At 66.4% G+C, this 19,938-nt stretch carries 16 protein-coding genes and 1 pseudogene; 12 read left to right on the top strand and 5 right to left on the bottom strand.

What is annotated here, in order from left to right:
- Positions 1-2: 2 nt before the first annotated feature.
- Positions 3-866 (bottom strand): hypothetical protein, encoded by an 864-nt coding sequence (locus ACIOMQ_RS17300; protein ID WP_362212897.1) that lies wholly within the window; start codon positions 864-866, stop codon positions 3-5.
- 345 nt (positions 867-1,211) lie between these two features.
- Here ACIOMQ_RS17300 and ACIOMQ_RS17295 point away from each other — a divergent pair, with 345 nt between their 5' ends.
- Positions 1,212-1,457, top strand: a complete 246-nt coding sequence (locus tag ACIOMQ_RS17295) for a hypothetical protein (RefSeq protein ID WP_401987827.1) — start codon at positions 1,212-1,214, stop codon at positions 1,455-1,457.
- A gap of 272 nt (positions 1,458-1,729) precedes the next feature.
- Here the strand turns inward: ACIOMQ_RS17295 and ACIOMQ_RS17290 are convergent, their stop codons facing one another.
- Positions 1,730-2,353, bottom strand: coding sequence for a hypothetical protein (locus tag ACIOMQ_RS17290; RefSeq protein WP_401987825.1), 624 nt, complete (start codon positions 2,351-2,353; stop codon positions 1,730-1,732).
- 1,172 nt (positions 2,354-3,525) lie between these two features.
- Between ACIOMQ_RS17290 and ACIOMQ_RS17285 the strand changes: the two are divergent.
- Positions 3,526-4,761 (top strand): annotated as a pseudogene (locus tag ACIOMQ_RS17285) (IS701 family transposase).
- A gap of 84 nt (positions 4,762-4,845) precedes the next feature.
- Here the strand turns inward: ACIOMQ_RS17285 and ACIOMQ_RS17280 are convergent.
- Together ACIOMQ_RS17280 and ACIOMQ_RS17275 are read right to left on the bottom strand one after the other, a co-directional pair.
- Positions 4,846-5,742, bottom strand: a complete 897-nt coding sequence (locus ACIOMQ_RS17280; protein ID WP_362212211.1) for a formyltransferase family protein — start codon at positions 5,740-5,742, stop codon at positions 4,846-4,848.
- A 339-nt stretch (positions 5,743-6,081) separates the two neighbouring features.
- Positions 6,082-6,396, bottom strand: a complete 315-nt coding sequence (locus tag ACIOMQ_RS17275) for a SidA/IucD/PvdA family monooxygenase (RefSeq protein WP_402189588.1) — start codon at positions 6,394-6,396, stop codon at positions 6,082-6,084.
- A gap of 458 nt (positions 6,397-6,854) precedes the next feature.
- On the opposite strand from ACIOMQ_RS17275, the gene ACIOMQ_RS17270 reads away from it, so the two are divergent.
- On the top strand, positions 6,855-7,502 hold the full coding sequence (locus ACIOMQ_RS17270; RefSeq protein WP_362212208.1) for a 2OG-Fe(II) oxygenase: 648 nt from the start codon (positions 6,855-6,857) through the stop codon (positions 7,500-7,502).
- A gap of 1,313 nt (positions 7,503-8,815) precedes the next feature.
- Positions 8,816-10,174, top strand: coding sequence for a hypothetical protein (locus tag ACIOMQ_RS17265; protein WP_362212205.1), 1,359 nt, complete (start codon positions 8,816-8,818; stop codon positions 10,172-10,174).
- 41 nt (positions 10,175-10,215) lie between these two features.
- Here ACIOMQ_RS17265 and ACIOMQ_RS17260 read toward each other — a convergent pair whose 3' ends face one another.
- Positions 10,216-10,854, bottom strand: a complete 639-nt coding sequence (locus ACIOMQ_RS17260; RefSeq protein ID WP_401269768.1) for a tyrosine-protein phosphatase — start codon at positions 10,852-10,854, stop codon at positions 10,216-10,218.
- 57 nt (positions 10,855-10,911) lie between these two features.
- Between ACIOMQ_RS17260 and ACIOMQ_RS17255 the strand changes: the two genes are divergently transcribed.
- Genes ACIOMQ_RS17255 through ACIOMQ_RS17220 form a run of 8 tightly spaced genes read left to right on the top strand, consistent with a single transcriptional unit; the run spans position 10,912 to position 19,926 of the window.
- Positions 10,912-12,222, top strand: coding sequence for a B12-binding domain-containing radical SAM protein (locus tag ACIOMQ_RS17255; protein WP_402189374.1), 1,311 nt, complete (start codon positions 10,912-10,914; stop codon positions 12,220-12,222).
- Positions 12,219-13,388, top strand: a complete 1,170-nt coding sequence (locus tag ACIOMQ_RS17250) for a pyridoxal phosphate-dependent aminotransferase (RefSeq protein WP_402189372.1) — start codon at positions 12,219-12,221, stop codon at positions 13,386-13,388. The genes ACIOMQ_RS17255 and ACIOMQ_RS17250 overlap by 4 nt, the downstream gene beginning before the upstream one ends.
- Positions 13,372-13,983, top strand: a complete 612-nt coding sequence (locus tag ACIOMQ_RS17245) for a hypothetical protein (RefSeq protein ID WP_401269772.1) — start codon at positions 13,372-13,374, stop codon at positions 13,981-13,983. Before ACIOMQ_RS17250 ends, ACIOMQ_RS17245 begins: the two co-directional genes overlap by 17 nt.
- The gene (locus tag ACIOMQ_RS17240; protein WP_362212190.1) at positions 13,977-14,642 is read left to right on the top strand and encodes a 2OG-Fe(II) oxygenase; all 666 of its coding nucleotides are present in this window, start codon (positions 13,977-13,979) and stop codon (positions 14,640-14,642) included. Before ACIOMQ_RS17245 ends, ACIOMQ_RS17240 begins: the two co-directional genes overlap by 7 nt.
- Positions 14,639-16,012, top strand: coding sequence for a lysine 2,3-aminomutase (locus tag ACIOMQ_RS17235; protein WP_362212187.1), 1,374 nt, complete (start codon positions 14,639-14,641; stop codon positions 16,010-16,012). The genes ACIOMQ_RS17240 and ACIOMQ_RS17235 overlap by 4 nt, the downstream gene beginning before the upstream one ends.
- Positions 16,009-17,286, top strand: coding sequence for a pyridoxal phosphate-dependent aminotransferase (locus tag ACIOMQ_RS17230; RefSeq protein ID WP_401987817.1), 1,278 nt, complete (start codon positions 16,009-16,011; stop codon positions 17,284-17,286). The genes ACIOMQ_RS17235 and ACIOMQ_RS17230 overlap by 4 nt, the downstream gene beginning before the upstream one ends.
- Positions 17,279-18,712, top strand: a complete 1,434-nt coding sequence (locus tag ACIOMQ_RS17225) for an ATP-grasp domain-containing protein (RefSeq protein WP_362212181.1) — start codon at positions 17,279-17,281, stop codon at positions 18,710-18,712. Before ACIOMQ_RS17230 ends, ACIOMQ_RS17225 begins: the two co-directional genes overlap by 8 nt.
- Positions 18,709-19,926 carry an acetyl-CoA carboxylase biotin carboxylase subunit family protein gene (locus tag ACIOMQ_RS17220; RefSeq protein ID WP_402189369.1) on the top strand — a complete coding sequence of 406 codons (1,218 nt, stop codon included), beginning with the start codon at positions 18,709-18,711 and terminating at the stop codon, positions 19,924-19,926. Before ACIOMQ_RS17225 ends, ACIOMQ_RS17220 begins: the two co-directional genes overlap by 4 nt.
- The last annotated feature ends 12 nt before the right edge of the window (positions 19,927-19,938 follow it).

Below are 19,938 nucleotides of genomic sequence, written 5' to 3'. Positions count from 1 at the left end.
CCTCAGGCATAGGGCATCTCGGCCAGGATGTTCTTGAGTGCCTCGTTGGCGAACGTCTCGATGTTCTCGATCACGTCGGGCTGGTTCAGGAACGTCCGCATGCCGTTCACCAGACCCCCGTTGCCGACTCCCTCGTTCACCGCGATCTGGGCGAGGTCCTGTACCCACTGCGGCTCACCGTCCACGTCGAAGTCGACGGTGACCGCCTTGGGGTCGACCGTGAGGCCGACACCGAGCACATTGACCGTCAGGGGCCCGGACCCGCTCGTGTTCAGCCGGACGATGAGGGTGAGGATCACGTCGTGTGCCCGGCCGACGAACCTCCCGCTGGCGTCGGCCGTCCAGCGCCGCTCGCCGCAGTCGTGCGACTCGGGCGAGACGGGCTCGCAGCAGCCGATGGAGAACAAGTAGTTCGGCTTGGCGGGGTCGTCGGCGTCGAGAGTGAACGGCTGGTCGGTGGTGCCGACGCTGACCACGGCAGTGAAGACGGGCTCCGTGTCGGAGAAGCTCAGGCTCACGGCCTGCATGACGCTGAGATTCGTGAACAGGATGTTCGTCAGTTGCAGAGCCGGCGCGGTCGTACAGACCGGCGGGTATCTCACGTCGTCGCGCGCGCACGCCGAATCGCCCACGTCATCGGGAACGTCCGGGATGTCGACCGGTGCGCTCGTCCCCCCGGGTACCGCGGGATCGTAGGAGGGCAGCCCCCACTCCGGGTAGCCGTCGCGGATGATCCGCGGAAGGTACATCGGGTTCGCCGGATCAGGGTCGAACGTCCGCTTCCACAGGGCCCCGATGATCGCTTTGGTGATGGGGCCCGGTGGCTCTGAGACCGTCACGGACTCGCCGCGCGAGGCATGGTTCATCTCTGTCCTCCCAAAGCGGGCCGAATCCAGGGGCCGCGACACAAGCGGCGATCACTCACGCTCACCACGTCTATCACTGTTTGGATAAAAACATGCCGTTTGCTCATCCTTCTGTCATATGTCGCAGAGATTCCGACGGCCCTTGGTGAGGCGGCGTGGGTGCGTCCGAGACGGCCGACTCGGCTACGGCGGCCGCGTCGGTGAGGTTCTCTCGGTGTACGGGGGGCTGAAGTGTCAAGCGTTGAGGTTCGCTCGTTCGACCGTCGCCTGGTCGGTGTAGCGCTCCCCTGGAACTCGAGGGGCTGAAAAAGCGGGGTGGTTTCTGTCGGGGTCGCGCGGCCAGGCGTGCAGCGCCTGGCCTCCAGCCCCGGAGCCAAAGGCGAACACGGCCACGACTGGGCTGGCGCCCTCCTGCCCGTCGTCGAGGAACGCGACGGCGACAAGCCCACCCGCAGGCGGTGGATGCCGACCCACCGCAGCATCACCGACTCCGAGGACATCGCCTACTTCCTGGCCGGCGCTCCGCCCAGCGCGCGGGCGCGCACGAGGAGAAGGCTCTTCGCGGCGTGTTCGACGGCGCTGGACGGGTAGCGAACTGCCTCTGCCGGGTGGCCGTTCACGACGTGTTGGTAGGCGAGCATGCCCAGAACGTTGGACTCCGTGTCGTGATCGCCGGCCGCTTGGGCGAGACGGATTCCGAGGAGCTGATGGCGCTGTGCTGCAGCGGCCAGATCAGCCTCGAAACTCGGCGCCGGTGCGCTTGCCGCCGCGGATGTGTTCCTCGGCGACGCGGCATCGGCGGCATGGATGTGGCATCGGCGGCCGACCGATTACCGGTAGTTCGTTAAATCCGGCGGCAGAGGTCAATGCCGTGTCCGGTGGTGACCGAGTCGATGAGGGCCTGGAGTTCGGAGGGTGGGTCTTCGTCCGTCCAGGCTCGCCACCACCGGTTGAGGGTGACGGCGGGGGTGAGCCAGGAACGGATCGCCCGTAAGGCCCTGGGCCAGCAGGGTCGTTGGTGCTGGTGGGACGGGGCGGGTCCCCCTCTCTGGCCCCTCGTCGGGGCAGGGATCCGGCGCGGTGGCATCCAGGGGTCCGGGTGGGGCGAACCATTGGCCCCAGCAGAAGGAGAAGGCACAGTTGACCAGGGTCTGGTGGCGGCGGATGGCGCGGTCGGAGCGGACCTGGAAGTCAGCCCAGCCGAGTTCGTCCTTGACCTGTTTGTAGCCCTGCTCGATCCACGGCCGCAGTCCGTAGAGACGGACGATCTCGGCGAGGTCGGCCGGCGGGTGCGGGCCGGCGATGGCGTGGGGTGCGTCGGGGTGGGGCAGATTGGTGGCCAGGTACCAGGTGGCCTTCTCCGGCAGGCCGGCCGGATCGGTGGTGGCCACGACCAGCCGGCAGGGTGAGTCGGGGCCGTAACCGCCCAGTCGGGTATCGGCGGCCCACCAGTTCTCGGTGTGCCCGTCGCGGAAGTGACGCTCCACGGATGTCCAGTCGCTGGGATGGTCGGCGTTCTTCCAGGTCAGGGCGTGTGCGGCTGGCCGGCCGGGGCCCACGTGCCGCGGTGCGGTTTGAGGGCTACCACGTAGGCCAGGCCGGCCGCCCGCAGTGCGAGGTCGGTCGGTCCGATCCGGCCTTCCGTGCGAAACCGCAGCTGGCCGCTGGCCTCGCGGCCCGAGGCAAGGAGGCGGGCTTCGGCTGCCGGGCGGTGGTCGCCGACTGCGCCTACTCCGTCGGCGACGACTGGTGTACTCCAACCAGGCCATGCACACCCGGGACATCGCACGACATCTCGGGCTCCCCACCTCGGAGCGCCCCCTCAGCAGCCTCACCGCGCAACTCTGCCACTGGGCCCGCAACGACCGACTCATCCGCACCGCGCCAAGCACCTACAAGATCACTCTCCCTGAAGCCTTGACACCGCCAACAGGGCCTTAACTTCGTGGCATTGGTCCAGCATCTGCCGGTGACAGTACGCCTCCGGCTGTCCTCCGCGGCCGCGCATCCAGCCCGGCACCGGCAGCAGCGGGCACACGACGGCCCACTCCCCGTCCGTCATATCGGTCGGATACCGGCGCTCACGCATCGGGTTGTCGGCGGCGTTCCCGAACCGGTGAGCCAGACAGTCACACTCCCGGGCGACCGAGTTGGACTGCCCGGACATCGGCACGGAAGACTGCGACAACGGGGCCTCCTGTTGCTCGGATGGATTCGACACCCACGAGTTGTGCAGGAGGCCTGCCTTCGCACGTCGGCGCGCAGTTCGGCTGGAAGCGGCCAGTGACGCGCACGATACAGCGGCTCCCGTCGGTGTCCTCCAGGTGGATCAGATCCGCCGGGGCAGGTTCCGTCATCGGGACTCGCTTTCCTAAAGATGGGGTGAGCTTGCATCCTCTCTCATCACCCCGCGGGCGACGCGGACGGCCGAGTAGGGTGAGCGCGGAACTGGCCCGCACCGCCGAGCGGCGGGGTCACCGCGTGTACTGCTGGATGGCCTAGCGTCCCGGCCGCCGTACGGTCCCGCCATGCAGACCGGGAACGAAATGGTCGCGGCCACCGGTGATCATCGTGGTTTGTGAAGACAACGAACGATCAAGCGGTGGCCGCAGGTCACAGCGTAGACCCGGCCCGATGGCAGGACGTATTCGAGGGCCTGATGGGCCGGATCGCGGGTCGTTTCGCACGCGTGGAGCCCCGTCGGCGAGTCAGGCGGTTGGTGCTCGGCCTCCTGTCGGACCTCCCGCGCAAGAACTGCTGGAGGATCGCGGAATGGGTTGGGGAGTCCACCCCGGACACCATGCACCACCTGCTCAGCCGGGCCAAGTGGGACGCCGACGCGGTTCGTGACGACGTTCGGGGATACGTGGTGGAGCATCTGCACGACGAGCGGGCAGTGCTGGTGGTCGACGAGACCGGCGACGTCAAGAAGGGCACCGGTACGGTCGGCGTCCAGCGCCAGTACACCGGCACCGCAGGCAGGATCGAGAATGCCCAGGTCGCCGTCTACCTGATCTACGCCGGTCGGCGCGGACACGCGGCGGTGGACCGGGAGTTGTACATCCCGCGCTCCTGGACCTCCGACCCCGACCGCTGCAGAGCCGCCGGGCTCGGCGAGGACACCACTTTCGCCACCAAGCCGGAACTGGCCGCGCGCATGGTCACCCGATTCCTGGACGCCGGCCACCGGGCACCGCGGGTCGCTGGTGACGAGGTCTACGGCGGCAACCCGAAACTGCGTGCGGCCCTGGAGGAGCAAGGCACCGGCTACGTTCTCGCGGTGTCCTGCACGCACGAAGCCACCACCAAAGCCGGGAAGTTCCGCGCCGAAACCCTGGCCAAGAAAGTACCCAAGCGAGCCTGGCAGAAGCTTTCGGCCGGGGCCGGAGCGAAGGGCCACCGCTACTACGACTGGGCTGTCATCGACCTCACCGACCCCCGGCCCGGGAGTCGGCAACTGCTGATCCGCCGAAACCGCACCAGCGGCGAACTCGCCTACTACCGTTGCTAATCACCCACGCCGGTGCCGCTGACCGAATTGGCACGGGTGGCTGGATCGAGGTGGCGGGTGGAGGAGTTCTCTCAGTCCGGCAAGGGCCTGGCCCCACTGGACGAGCACCAGGTCCGCCGCTACGCGTCCTGTTCCCGCTGGGTCACCCTGGCCATGCTCGCCCACGCCTTCCTCGCTGCCGTCCGGGCCGACGAGCACGACCGCCAGCCGATACCGAGCGACCTCATACCGTTCACCTGCAACGAGATCCAACGGCTGTTCATCACCCTCGTCACCCAGCCCGCCCACGATGGCACCCACCGGCTCAGTTGGTCCGACTGGCGACGTCGGCACCAGGCCCGATCCAAGGCTGGCCACTACCGGAGGCAAGCCGCTGAAGCATGAAGATCACGATCTACAGCCGGAGTGCTAGTTCGTCGAACCGGAGGAAAAGATCGTCGGACACGATTTCGTAGATTTCGTTGGCTATCACGATCGTCCGATCGGATTCTTCATGGACCCGGACGGAGTCGATTTCTGTGCGGCAGCTCGCATGGCTGCGTATGCGGCTTCCGAGGCAGCCTGCCGTTCCGGCGTGAAGGCGCCGCGCTTGAATTCGGGGGCGCCGTGCGGAGATGGTGCCGGGACGACACCTGCGTATGTGGTGTCGCAGCCTTCCACCATGTCGTGCGTCACCGCCTTCAGGACGTCGAAGGCCAGCATGAAGGAGTGACCCTTGCAGCTCCAGATGGATTCGAAGGCGAACGGATCAGCGAACGTCATGGCTCGCACGACGGGTCCGGTATCGATCCCCGTGTCGACGAAATGGGCCGTCGCTCCCGCGGCGTCTCGAAACAACGTGGGGTCCCGCAGAAGCGCGGCCTGCTCTATCGCGAAGATCCCTCTGGCGTGGGGCAGCACAGCGGAATGGGCGTTGATGATGCGGGATCCCGTCATCTCGATCCACCACGGCGCCAGGATTCTGTCGAGGAACACGAAGAAGAACGGTCCATCAGGACCCGCGCACTGCGTGTCGAGCCATTTTCTGGCGGCCTCACTGTTGAGATTTCTGCCCAGGAAAACGGTGGCCGGATCCTGGGTCACAGTGTGCCTCGGAACTCCAAAGTCCCTGATCATGGTCCGTTCGGTCTCGCTCAGATCGGGATACAGCCGGTACAGATGGGCCCACGCGTCCTCATCCAGAGACCGTTCACCCTGATACGTCCTGTGGAAGTTCTCTCGGGCCGTCCTGACGGCCTTCGGCAGCGGATCGTCCCGCAGGACAACCCCCTGGAAGCTCCCTTTCCTACCGAACTCGGCAAGCCAGTCGGTTACCAGATAGGTGGCGTGGAAGGTGTTCTCAGTGAGCAGGAAGTACGGAGACAAGGAACGGGACTTCCTTTCTATCCGCCGGCAGCAGGTCGGCCGGCTTCTCGTTGATCGTCAGCCGTCATAGTTCAGAAGTAGCCCTTGCGCTCGCGGAGCCTCGGACGCTCCGTCGTCGACGTATGGGGAGAGGGGCAGCACCGGCCGCTCGATCTCCCCCGCGGCCTCGCGGAAGATGTACGCCCCCTCTCCTCCAGGAACTCCAGATGGCTGAGCGGCTGAATACCGATGCAGTCGTTCACGTCCGTACCCACTGTCACTGCTCACGAGGGCGCACGCCCACCTGATGCGGTCAGAGATGCTGCTCAGCAGCGCACACACGCAGAGGAGGCAACAGGTTCATGGGCTCGATCTCGCTCCTCGGATGAGGGGCCGGCACCAGCAGCGGTGACCACGTAGCAGGGGTGCCGGCCTGGCTGCACCGGACGCATCCACCACCGCGTGCCCGAACTGCGCCATGCCACTACGTTCTTCGGCCCCGCGGTGGACGTACGGCGCGAAGTCCCTGCGCAGTGCGACGTGGACGGAGAGATTCAAGTAGGCCGGCAACTGGCCGTGCTCGTGTGGAGAGTCGATGAAGGCAAACCGGATCTGCGAGCCACCCAATGTGGCCAGATACTGCACCGAGTGGTTCTCGATGTCCGTACCGAGCATCTGCATGCCTGTTTGCCCCTCGACCTACGATCTTGCCCCCAGGAACAGGTAGCTGAGCTGGGGAGGCTTCTTCTTTGGCGGCGCAGCCAGAGAAAGACTCGCAGGGCTGAAACCCCTGCCGATGACATCGTGCAGGACACCACTGCCGCTGACTGGAAACTGACTCATCGAATCCTTCCTAATAGGACACAGACACAGGGCGGACTCCCCTTCATCCGGGTGACCGGGCAACGGAGAACAAAGCAACGAAGATCGGCTGACTCGGGCCAAGTCCAGTCACTTTTCAAGCCACTAATAAGTGGATCAAAATGGATCTTGAGATGCTCGCTCCACTGGCAGTCAAGGTACGCATGACCCATCGATTCGGCAATCCACACACGCACCGTTGACGTCGTTCCGTCACGCATGTAAGGGTGTTTGTGACCTTGGAGCGACTATCCCTGTAGGAGGACGTACGGATGCTCAATACCCAGGCGGAGTTCGAGCACATCACTGATCCTTTCGCTATCCATCTCGCGCAGAATGCTCTCGCGGCGGAAAGCGTGAAGTCCCTCTACGAGAACGCACCGCGGGACGGATACAAGCGGGTAGTGGTATCAGATCCGAACCATGACAAGCAGTACGCGATGAATCTCCTTTCGCTACAGAAGGGAGGAGACAAGATTTCGGCAGTTACCGACTCGCTTTCCCCGCAGTGGAAGCAATTGCTCCAGGAGTTGCGCGGGGACCAGTTCGTCAGTTGGCTCGAACGCGGGACGGGAATCAAGCTGCGGCACCTCGCGACCGAGATCGGGATCTACATTCACGATCCTGGTGACTTCATATCGGTCCACAAGGATAAGACCGACAAGGCGCTGACAGCCATCCTCTACCTCACGCCATACTGGCCCGAGGACGGGGGCGGCCAGTACGAGGTGCGGAATTCTCCGGACCCAGCGGACGAGCCCGCGCGTCGTATCTCTCCACGTGCTGGTCAATTTCTCGCCTTCCCGCCCAGCGAGAAGTCCTGGCACTCGGTTTCCGAGGTGACCGCCAGCGATGAGGTCAAACGCATCACCGTACAGCTCGAATTCTGGCTGGAGGGCGGCGGCAAGCGGTCCGATTGACACAGCCCCGAGCCGCGGCCCGCCCGACAAGGAGCTTGCCCTGGCAAGCTCGGCGGCACTGCATCCCCGCCTGGGCAGACGAGTGCACGGCTGACCGGCTCCACTGGTCAGCAAGTCTGCCGGGGCATGCCACGGCTGCCCCGATTCATCGCCGCGCGCCGGTTCGCGCCCCATCGCAGATCCTGGACGAACGTATGGATGCCACCGTCGCCTGACACGTTCTGATTTTCCGGGCATCGTAAGAATCCGGCCTCCTGGTCATGAGAATGAGATTTGACTGGGACTGCTTTCCATGTCTCGCCGTTGCCCTGGCTGTGTCGCTGATTTTCTCGTGACGCGTGAACCTTAGTCTTTCACGGCCGTAAGGCTGCCTATCGTGCGCGAACTGTACGGACGCAAGATCTTGGTTCATTCAAATCTGGGTGGCAGTCTCAAGACGAACAGGTCCTCCTGTGCCGGAGCGGTGAGATTCCGCACCGCAGTTGGTCATCGATTCAGCGGCTCTGACAGTGGGATCGGTATCTACTTACGCGGCGACGGTAAACGCGCCAAGGCTCCTGCCTCAGCCTGGCATTCAGAGATGGCTACCCAAGCGGGATATCTATCCTCTGCAAGCCGGCGCTCTGATGGGAGCAAATAGGAAGCGTGGCGCATCCTTTCGTCGACGCGCCTTTTCGAGTAGGCGCCTTCAGTCGGTAGATAATATCGGCGTGACTCGGGAGGGCCCTCGTGTCGAATCAACAGACATCACCATGCGTAGGAGGTGAGGTATAGTCACAAATTCGCACCGAAGGATCTAGTGGCCCCCGCAGAAGTAACAAGCGATCATTCGGTGGACGAAGTATCTGGAGAAGCCCCCGTGATCAACCCGAAGGCTACTATTGGGCGATCAGATGTCGCGTGCGTCTACAGAGCTGACGACGTGGTCCCCCGGGACGACCCATACAGAATTGATTCCGCGCTGCCGGACTACTTCCTTTTCGGCTGCCGTATCAGGCAAGCTACACAGCACCACACGGAATTCAATGTGTGACGCCGCAGACCGGCAGTCCCGGCTCGACGGGCACCCGGAATCGCCGGCACCGAGAACTCCCGGTTCACGGGAAGGAGGTCCGTCCGGCCGTGTTGCTGGGCCGTTCGGCGGACTTGCCGGGCACCTGGGTCGAGGCCACGGGGCGCGGGAACGCCCAGGTCCCCCGACTCGACAGCCAACCGGAATTCTTCTCGTAAGCCCCCCGGGTGCCGGCGTCGCGCTGAAGCGCTGCACGCCCCCACTGCGGCCAAGTACGGCCGCCCCACAGACGAGAGGCCTTATGAGTGTTCCCGCCGACTACCGGGCCGGGACGACAGCAGTCGTCGAAGGCGGCCACACGTTGCGAGGCCGTGTCACCGTACCGGGCAACAAACACAGCATGGTCCTCGGCTTCGCTGCGGGAGTGGCACTCGGCGCCGAGCTGACCCTGACCAACACTCCCTGGTTGTCCGAGCGCGACGTACTGACACACACCCTCAAGCTGCTCGGCGGACACGCCGAGTGCGAGAACGATACCGTCCGCATCAGGGGCGACATCACTTCGTCGGACCTCCCTGCCGCGGCCACCGAGGTCATCCATGGCTCGGTCTACCTGCTGCCCGCCGTACTGGCCAACAGAGGCAGCGTCACATTCAGCGGATCTGGGGGCGACAGCCTTGGCTCCTTCGAATGGGGCTTCACCCGTCCGGTGAAGCACATGCTGGAAGTCTCCGAGGCCTTCGGTGCCCAGTGGGAGCGACGCGACGGACTCCTGCACGCCTGGACACCGAGACTGCGCCCCGCGACCGTGGACATCCTGCGCTGGTCGCAGGATCCGACGAGGCCGGCGGGTCCCTACGTCTCAGGAGCGACCAAGACCGCCCTGTTGATGGCGGCCGCTGCCCCCGGTTCGAGCCTCATCCTGCACCCCCACGAAAAGGAGGCATCACACGAACTGATCACCATGCTGCGGGCGCTCGGGATCCGTATCGACCAGCAGGACGGCGGCTGGGTGGTGCACGGCGGTATGGCGCTGACTACCGCCACTCACCGGCTGCTGCCCGATCCGGTGGAGATGATGACCTGGCAGTCGTTCGCGGCGATGACCGGCTCCACGCTCACCATCGACTGCGGTGACCCGGCTCACGTTTTCACCTCCATCCATCGCGAGCTGAACTTCCTCAGCACCCTGGGGATTGAGCCCGTCTTCAACGAGGACACCGTCACCGTCGGTCCGGCCAAGCAGCGGTACGAGGGCACGGAACTGGTGGCCGAGTCGACGGGCATCTCGACAGACATCGCGCCCCTGCTCGCCGTCATGTTGTTACAGGCCGACAGTCGGTCGGTGATGGAGGACCGGGTCTGGACGGGCCGTTACTCGTACGCCGAATCACTGCGCCTCATGGGCGCACGAATGGAAGTGATGGGGCGTCAACTCGTCATCGAACCCAGTGTGCTGCGCCCGGCGGATGTCGTGCTGCGCCCCACGGACACCCGCAGCACCGCCGTCTGTCTCGCGGCGGCGCTCGCGACCGAAGGCTCCAGCATGGTGGGCGGCCTCGACCACCTCATACGCGGGTACGAAGCTCTGCTGCCCCGACTGGCCGCCGTCGGAGCCCATATCGAACTCGTGCCGGACGACGCGATATGCATCGCGTGACCGGGACCGGTGGCACCGAGGGCCCTATCGCGGCCCGGGAGTCATACGAGCAGGCCCCGCCGAAGAGTCATCGTTTCAGTACCGGAGACCCCGTGCTCCCGCAGGTACGGCTCGACGCCGCCGTAACACTCGTCCACCATCGCCAACAGCGGCTCAAGGGCGGGAGTTCCCAGCCTCATACGGCGGATCAGCTCGGCCCCGTCGATGCCCCGCTGCCGCGCATACGCGTCGATGGAGGGGGGGCAACCGCTCGCCTTCTCCAGCGCGGCAGTGTCGGCGATGAGGATGTCGCGTACCGGCACGCCAAGGAGCTTCAGGAGCAGTGCGATCACCACCCCCGTCCGGTCCTTGCCCAGCGAGCAGCCCAAGACGACCCCCTGAGACAGTCGGTTCGCCGTGACTCCGACGACTGCGGCGATCTCCGTGCCGCAGCTCCGAGCCATGTCCTGGTACAGCGACACGTAGTCGTCGGACGTGGGACGGCCCCTCAGCCGTGCCGCGACGCCCGGCATGTCGACGGGCACATGAGCCAGTCGCCACCTGGCGCCCTCCGTCAACAGCTCCCGCTCGGGGCTGCTGCGCAGATCTACGCACCAGCGCCCAGAGGTCATGGGGGCATCGGCGTCCGGGCAGCCTGCCAGCAGCGTCCAGCCCGTACGGAAGACCGTTCCAGGACGCAACCCACCCACCGCGTCGGCGACGTCGAAGACGTGGCCCTGTGAGATGAGGCATCCCTCATGAAGATCCTCGTGCTGTGGCCGCCCCAGGTGCCCAGCTACTTCAACGCCGGGCACCATCTGACCGTCTTCAACGTCGCCAGTCATCTACGTACCGTCTTCCCATCCGCGAGTGTCCGCGCCGTCGACGCGGCTGCCCTCAACGTCACCTGGAAAGCCCTCGGTGACTTGCTGACGGAGCAGCATGACGTCGTGGCTCTGGCCAACGACTTCGACTCCATCGACTCCCTGCACCGCACCGTGCGGTACACCAGGGAACTGGCGCCGAAGGCGAACATAGTCACTTTCGGCCGGCTGAGTTCGCAACTACCCGAGTTCTTCCAGCGGTTCGACCTCGACGCCGTCGTCGGGGCAGGCGATCCGGAGACGGGCGTCGAGGACTTCGTCCGGGCAGTGGCTGACGAGGCGCACGTCTCCACGTCCGTCTGGTCTCGCGTGGCGGGCCGATGGCGGGCCCCCGTCGCTCCCCCCCGGCTGCTCGCCGCCGACGAACTGCCGCTCCCCGACGTCACAGAGATCCCTTACGGGGCCTATGAGCAGATGTACGCCGACGACACAGCCCGCTTCTGCGGAATTCCCCAGCGGCGGGAGCTTGTCGTCCCCGTCGCACGCGGCTGCCCGGTCGGCTGCGACTTCTGCGACATCCCCGGCCGCGAGGGCAGGACCGAGCGGCGCCTGTCGATCGACCGGCTCATCGAATTCATTGAGAGTGCGACCCGGAAACTCGACTTCGAATACGTGTCGATGTACGCCCCGACGTTCACCCTGCGCCGAGCGTGGTCCTTCGACTTCTGCGACGCGTATGAGAGGTCCGCGATCGGTCTCCCGTGGAAGTGCACTACGACCCTGCATCACCTCAGCGATGAGCTGGTGCGCAGGATGGGCGAGACGGGCTGCGTACGCATCAGCGTAGGTCTCGAAACACTGGAATCCTCAGGACATGCCGCCCTGCCCCGCGCCAAACACATCGAGCAGGAGCGCTTCCGGACCACGGCGGAGGCATGCGGGAAGGCCGGCATCGAGCTGAACTGTTTCGTCATTCTCGGCCTCCCCGGCACGTCCGCCGAGGGGGTGGAGAACACCATCAGGGCCGTGCGCGAGGTCAACGGGCGAGTCAGGCCCACGATCTACACAGACTTCGGGCGGATGAGTGCGGACATGGATGAGGCGTCGATCGCATCCTTCAACCGCCAACTCTTCCAGCCCGACCAGTGTCCACCGGACGCCGAGCACTACTACCGCGTCCTGTTCGACCCGCTCGCGCCGATCACCCTCGTCTCCGAGAAGATCCCCAGGAGGACGCCGGAATGACAGCCCCGCCCCCCACCGCCGGACTGTCCCGGAACCATGAGGGCCAAGCTCCGGACTGGATCGATGAGCTGTTCCTCGGCACCACCACCGGCGTACGCGCGCAGTGGCGGCAGCGGGTCGGCGGCACCGTCAATCTCGCCAACAACGAGATGCGCCACCCCCGGGTCGAGGAGCTGATCGTCGAAGCGGTCCGCAAGCTGCATTCCGCCCACTGGAACTCCTACCCCGACTACGCGTACGAACGGTCGAGGTTCGCCGAGATCATGGGCGTGCCCGCCGAACAGCTGCTGTTCACCGCGGGCTCCGACCAGACCTACCTGGCCGTGTTCCGTGCGCTCACCCGCCCCGGCACCCACCTGCTGACCCAGCTTCCCAACTATCAGCAGATCTTCCCGTACGCGGAACTGGCAGGGCTCACTGTACGAGGCGTCGATTACCGGCCGGGAGCCGGCTTCCCTCTCGACGCTCTCCTCGACGCGGTCGCGCGTATGCCACCCGGCAGCCTCGTGACCGTGTCGAACCCCAACGGTCCCACCGGCGCTTGGTGGTCGGCCGACGAACTGACCTTCCTCGTCGACGCGTGCGCCGAGCGGCGCTGCCTGCTCCTGATCGATGAGACATACGGCGCCTTCGCACCCGAGACCGTGCTGCGCCGGGCGGTGGATTGGCCCCATGTCCTGGTCGTGCAGTCCTTCAGCAAGGGCTACGGACTCGCCGGCGCGCGCCTGGCCGTATGCGTGTGCGGCAGCACCGAGGTTGCCGACCACATTCAGCGGTGGAACGTCTCCAACCCGGTCAGCGGCCCTTCTCTCCAAGTAGCTGCCGAACTCGCCCTCCGCCAGGAGGAGTTAAGCGCCATTCACGCCGAACTGGAGTCCTCCCGGACTCGGTTGCGCGAGGAGGTGCCCGGCCTCGTCGGAGGCTGGGCCGAGACATCGTGGGGAAACTTCGTGCCGGTGCGCTGCCCAGACCAGCGGAGCGCCGCCCGTACAGTCGAAGGACTGGCCAGGCGGGGATTCGCCATCCGCCACCTCGAACGGTTCGGACTGCCCAAGCACATCCGGATCTCCACCGCCGACTTGGCCACCACCGAGCGCCTGCTGAGGTCCTTGCAGGAGACGGTCCACGACGTGCGGGGAGGTACCGGGCGTGCTGACTCCTCGTGACACCGCCACCGGGCCGACGGCCCACAGTGTCCTGGCTGACGCCCGCCGCATCCTGGTCATCGGCTGTCCCGGCTCGGGCAAGACAACATTTGCCGCGTGTCTGTCCGCCGTCCTGACGCTTCCGGTCCACCATCTCGACGATCTCTACTTCAGCATGGCCTGGCGCCCGCGCCCCACACCCGAATGGCACCGGACGGTGGACACCCTGTGCGCGGCCGACGAATGGATCGTCGACGGCAATCACGCCGACACCCTGGGCAGAAGGCTGCCGCACGCCGATGCCGTCATCGTCCTGAACAGAGCACCCATCCTGTGCCTGGCGTCCTACCTGCGGCGGCTGCTGAGATACGCCCTGACCCCGCCCGAGGCGCTGCCGCACTACATGCGCCGCGACGATGGGGGACGCGTCCTGGCCGACCGGCCACTGGCCTTCTCCCGCTTCATCCTCTCCTTCCGGCGCCGCTCCCTACCCGGCATGGCAGCGGCTTTCAAGGCCCACCCGGACATCGCCGTCGTCGAGCTGCGCACCAGGGGCGACATGAGAATGCTCCTTCGCGAACTCGGCAACTCTCCGGGGAGGGACGCCACATGCTGAATCTTGCCGCATTCGAATCAGCCACGTTGCGCACGCTGCCCTACGTCTGGGGCGATGTCGGGCAAGTCTTCACCACCGAGGAGGCCGCACGCGAAGTGGCCGCTTCCTTCCCGATTGGACAGGCCCGGAGGCGCGAGTCGAAGCCGGCGGCGGACAAGGCATACCGAATGCTCTCCTGCCCGCTGGTCGAGGGCGGAGAGCGCTTGGACGCCGTACACCGACTGGACGCCCGGTGGCAGGATCTGGTCAGCGAGCTACTTTCTCCCTCCTTCACCGGAGCGTTGGCCACGGCTACCGAACTGCCTCTGACGGAGACCTCTCTGGAGGTCCGGGCCTCCGCCTACAGCACCGGCTGCTTCCTCGGCCCGCACACCGACCGGTCGGACAAGATGCTGTCCGTCATTCTCTACCTGGAACCGGACTGGTCACCGGAAGACGGCGGAGAGCTGAGCATTCTGCGCTCGGACGACCCTCACGACGAGGCCGCCCGGATCGAGCCACACCTCGGCACTGCTGCCCTCCTTGTCCGTTCCGAAGGCTCCTGGCACCAAGTTCTCCCCGTGCGGGCCCCCCGGTCGGGCCTGCGCCGCAGCGTCCTCGTCCACTACTGGCGGTGGCCGCCCGCACGACCAGTCCAACAGCCCCTGGAGTCCACGTGAACCACACAGCGCCCACCGCCACTCGACCGGATACCGACAGTGCACAACGATTCCAGGCCTACGGGACCCATCAGCTCGACCGGATCGCAAAGCGGTTCGGACTGACTGGGGACACGCTGGAAGCGGTACGTCTGGTTTCCCTGGTGCTGCCCTTCCGGGTCAACGAGTACGTCCTGCGCAACCTCATCGACTGGGACCATGTGCCGGACGACCCGGTGTTCCAACTGGTCTTCCCTCAGCCGGGAATGCTCTCGGCGACCGACGAGGCCCGGCTCACCGAGGCACGCCGGCGGGCCGACCGGCGGTCGCTGGCCACGCTGGTCGCTGACATCCGGGCCCGGCTCAATCCGCACCCCGGGTACCAAGCCGAGCTGAACGTGCCCCACGACAAGCACGGCGCGCTGCCGGGGACCCAGCACAAGTACCGCGAAACCCTCCTGTACTTCCCTTCCAGCGGCCAGACCTGCCACGCGTATTGCACTTACTGCTTCCGCTGGGCGCAGTTCGTCGGTGAGGCGGACCTGCGCTTCGCCGCGTCCAGCCCGCACCGAGCCGTCAGCTATCTGCGGCAGCACCCCGAAGTGAGCGACGTCCTGGTGACAGGCGGCGATCCGATGGTGATGTCCACGAGCAGGCTGCGCGAGCATCTGGAGCCGCTGCTGGACGTGGCTGGGGTGCGCACCATCAGGATCGGGACCAAGTCGGTGGCGTACTGGCCGCACCGCTTCGTCACCGACGCAGACGCTGACGACACCTTGAGGCTGTTCGAGCAGGTGGTGCGCTCGGGTCGCACGCTCGCGATAATGGCCCACTTCAGTCACAGCTGCGAACTCGCCCCCGACGTCGCCAGGCGGGCGCTCGCACGGATCCGGGAGACCGGGGCCGTCGTCTACTGCCAGGCGCCGCTGATCGCCCACGTCAATGACGACGCCGGGGTGTGGGAGCGGTTGTGGCGGACCGAGCTCGCGACGGGCGCGGCTCCGTACTACATGTTCGTCGCGCGTGACACCGGACCGCGTGACTACTTCAAGGTGCCGCTGGGGCGCGCGGCGAGCATCTTCCGCGAGGCATACCGGAACCTGCCGGGGCTCGCCCGCACCGTCCGTGGGCCCGTCATGTCGACCACGGCGGGCAAGGTAGTCGTCGACGGTGTCGAACAAGGTCCTGAAGGCCGTTTCTTTCAGCTCCGTTTCCTCCAAGCCCGCGATCCGGCCCTGGTGGGCAGGCCGTTCCGGGCTCACTACCGGGCGGACGCCGCCTGGCTGGACGAGCTGGAGCCAGCTCCCGGCACCCCGGCCGACCTCGCCGCCGCCGTCACCGACCCCGTGCCGTCAGGCTCGCACGTGCCGCGCGCTGGGGAGGAATCATGACGGATCGTCTTCAGGCAGCGCCGAATCTGGCGCTGAACGAAACCATCGCGCGGCGTCGGTCCGCGGGCGAGCCCCTGATACATCTCGCCTTCGGTGAGGCGCAGTTACCCGTCCCGGCGGAGGTGCTGGACTGGCTGACCACCGGTGCCCGCCGTACCGAGTACGGCCCCGTCGCCGGGGACGAGCGGGTTCGCTCCTCCCTCGCCCGCTATTTCGACCGGCGTCGGCTTCCCACCGGCCCCGAGCAGATCGTCGTCGCGCCGGGCAGCAAGCCGCTGCTCATGAGTCTCATGGCCGTTGTCGAAGGCGATGTGCTGCTGTCGAGCCCGTCCTGGGTCACATACGAACCTCAGGCCCGGTTGTTCGGACGGCGTGTCCACCGTGTACCGGTGCCAGAGGGATACGGTGGCGCCCCCGACCCCTCGGCCCTGCGCGAGAGTATCCGCACCGCCCGTACGGGCGGCTCCAACCCCCGGCTGCTCGTGCTCACCCTTCCCGACAACCCCACCGGCACCGTCCCGCCCCCCGAGGCGATCCGCCAGGTGTGCGCGGTGGCTGAGGAGGAGGACCTGCTGATCGTCTCGGATGAGATTTACCGCGACATCCTCCACGACCCCGGCCTTCCCTTCCTCAGCCCGGCAGAGGAGGCCCCGGACCGCACCGTCATCTGCACCGGACTGAGCAAGAGCCTGGGGCTCGGCGGCTGGCGGATCGGCGCCGCCCGCTTCCCCGTCGGCCGACAGGGCGACCTCCTGCGTACCCGTACGGTCGCCGTGGCCAGTGAAGTCTGGTCCACACTGGCCGGCCCCATGCAGGAGGTGGCCACCCGTGCCTTCGACGAGCCCAAGGTGATCACCGAACACTTCCTGGCCGGGGCGCGGCTGCACGGCGCCGTCGCCCGTGCCGTGCACAGCCTGGTCACCACAGCGGGCGCGATCTGCCGGGCCCCCCAGGGCGGCTTCTACCTGTATCCGGACTTCGAACCCGTACGCGAGAGTTTACGCGAGCACGGTGTGACGGACTCGGTGTCACTGCAGCGGCACCTGCTCGAAAACCTGGGCGTGGCCGTCCTCGGCGGTCATCACTTCGGCGACGACCCCGGCGCCCTCCGCTTCCGGATCGCCACCAGTCTGCTGTACGGAGACGACAGCGCACAGCGCGAGCGGGCGCTGGCCGCCGCAGATCCGCAGTCCACACCGCACGTCACCCTGATGCTCGATCAACTGGCGGTAGCGTTCAACGCGTTGACGGCCGGGAAAGGGACCCATGCCTGACCTCATCGACGACTACCGGATGCTGAGTGGGGCGGTCGACACACTGCGCCGGTACTGGAGCGGCAGACAGGTGATCCTGTTGGCCAACCAGTTCACTCACAGCACTCAACTGCTCATTGACGAGGTGGCCGCGTGTGGCGCCACCCTGGTCGGTGTCGTCACCCGACCGCGGCGGGCACCGGAGCGAGACGTGCCCACCTGGAGTTGCGCCGAGCGCGGCATCGACCTCTCTCCGCACGAGTTCGAACCTTTCCTGAGCAGCCCCACGGACTCGCTGAGGGAATGGTTGGACGACATCGACCCCACCCAGTCCTGCGTAGTCCTCGGCAGCATCTGGACCACTATGTCCCACCTCTGCGGCCGGCCCGTGCACGGATGGCGCAGGCCCGAGTGGGTCGCGTGGGAGGACAAAGTCCGTATCGAGCGACTCTGGGCGGACCTCGGTATCCCCTCACCGCGCCACGTGGTGATGTCTGTGGACGATCCGGGGCTGCGCGAACAAGCGATGGCACTCGACGGCGGCCGAGGTGTGGTGATGGCCGTCGACTCCAGCCAGGGGGTCCCCGGCGGTGGCGGCAAGGGACTCCGCTGGGTCAGAAGTTCCGCCGAATTCGACGCCGCACTGAAATCGTTCACAGGCAAGACTCGGCAGGTGCGGATCGCCGAGTTCGTCGAGGGAGTGCCGTGCAGCACCCAGGCCCTCGCGCTCGACGCCGGCATTGCCGTGTTTGAGCCGGCCGAGGAAGCGATGCTCCGCGATCCGTGCTCCGGCGATTTCCGCTACTGCGGTACGTCCACCTGGTGGCGGGCTCCCGATACGGCGAAGGACACCATCGAAGCCTACGCGCGTGACGCGGGCCGCCGGCTGGATGAACTGACAGGCTACCGCGGGATTTTCACCGTCGACGGGCTACTCACCGACCAGGGGTTCCTCGCCACTGAGCTGAATCCGCGAGGTGCCGGCGGACTGGGATTTCGCCCTGGCTGGCCCGAGTTCCCCACCTACCTTTTTCACCGCGCCGTCCAGGAGAACGTGCTTGGGATCGTCGACCTCCCCCCCGAGTCGGTTCAGGCCACGTTCCGCGACGTCATCGCCCGCCATCCGTCCTTCTCGGGCACCATCCCCCTGGGCACCGGCCCGGTGGCGGCGGACGTGGTTCGGCCAGGGACGGACACGCGTGCGTACACCACCACGCCGAGTGGCGCGACCGTCCGGTATCAGGTGGGCGGGCGGACCGTCCGCGTGGTCGACGTGGCGCCCGCATCCGCCGATGGCACTGTGGGGCCACTGATTGCGGAGTTCGTCGGCCACCTCGGCCATCCGGGTCTGGTCAGCTTCAGCGATGACTCGGTCCGCTCCACCCTCGCGTCCGTCGAAAGGGCCGCAGACGGGAAGCCCGCCGCCAGGACGCGAGGTGCGCGGTGACGTATCTGGTGATGAACCGACGGCCGATCATCGAGAGTCTCGCCAAGTGGTTCCCCCGGTCCAAGGACGACTTGGTGGTGGTCACCGACCGCCGCGCGCTGCGGGGCGTCGATACCGACCGGATGGCCGACTCCTTCCGGGCCTTTGAGGTGACCGACGACTACGGCGGAAAGGGGACGGAACGCCTGGTCGAATCACTGTGCAAGGAACACCGCGTCGAGCGAATCCTCACCACCGCCGAGGTCGATCTGGTTCGCTCCGCGGAGCTGCGGGGACGTCTGGGCCTGCCCGGTCAGAACAGGGCCAGTGCCGTCGCGTACACCGACAAACACGTCATGAAGACCGCGGCTGCCGCGGCGGGACTTCCCACCGCCCCCATGCGTACGGTCCACGACGCCGCTGAACTGATCGCGTTCGCAGCCGCGTATGGACTGCCCGTAGTCCTGAAGGAACTCAACGGGGCCGCGGCCATCGGTATGTCGGTGCTCAAGAACGACACCGACCTCGCCAAGGCCGCCGGGCGGTGGGGGCAGGACCGTTCCGGAGGCGTCATGCTCGCCGAGTCGTGGGTCGACGGCGACGTCTACCACGTGAATGGCCTGGTGGCCGGGGGCTCCGTCCTCCAGAGCTGGCCATGCCGCTACCTGCACACGCAATGGAGCAGCTATCACTCAGCGGCACCCTGCATCAGCGGCATGCTGCACCCGGAGGAACCGCTGTTCGACCGCCTTCAAAACGCCACGGCCGCCGTGACGGCCGCACTGCCCACGGCATCAGAAGTCCTTCCGTTCCACGCCGAGTTCTTTCACAGCACCGACGACACGATCATCCTGTGCGAGATCGCCTGCCGAGCAGGCGGCGCGGGAATCATTGAGATGCACGAGCGCGCCTTCGGACTCAACCTCTACCACGCCGGTCTCAAGGGACAGGCGGACCGAGCCGACGACATCCGATGGACCAGCCTCAACACTCGCGGCGGGTACGGCTGGTTCCCACCCCAGGCGGGTGTACTGCGGCAGTTGCCGTCCCGCTGTCCGCTGCCCCGTGCGGTCGAGTACACCACCAGCGGTGAAGTGGGGCGCCAGTACCCCGGTCCACGCTCCGCCGTCGATGCCATCGCGCAACTCCATTTCGACATCGCCGAGGACGAGGACCTGCTGTCCGTCCTGCGGGAGGTGGAGAACTGGTGGGCCGACGCCGTGCGTTGGAAATGACGTCACCGATGA

Origin of the sequence: Streptomyces sp. NPDC087845 (genome assembly GCF_044742755.1) — a bacterium.
Classification (GTDB): Bacteria; Actinomycetota; Actinomycetes; order Streptomycetales; family Streptomycetaceae; genus Streptomyces.
Note: the sequence above shows the minus strand (reverse complement) of the source record. Positions and strands in the feature narration are given on the sequence as shown.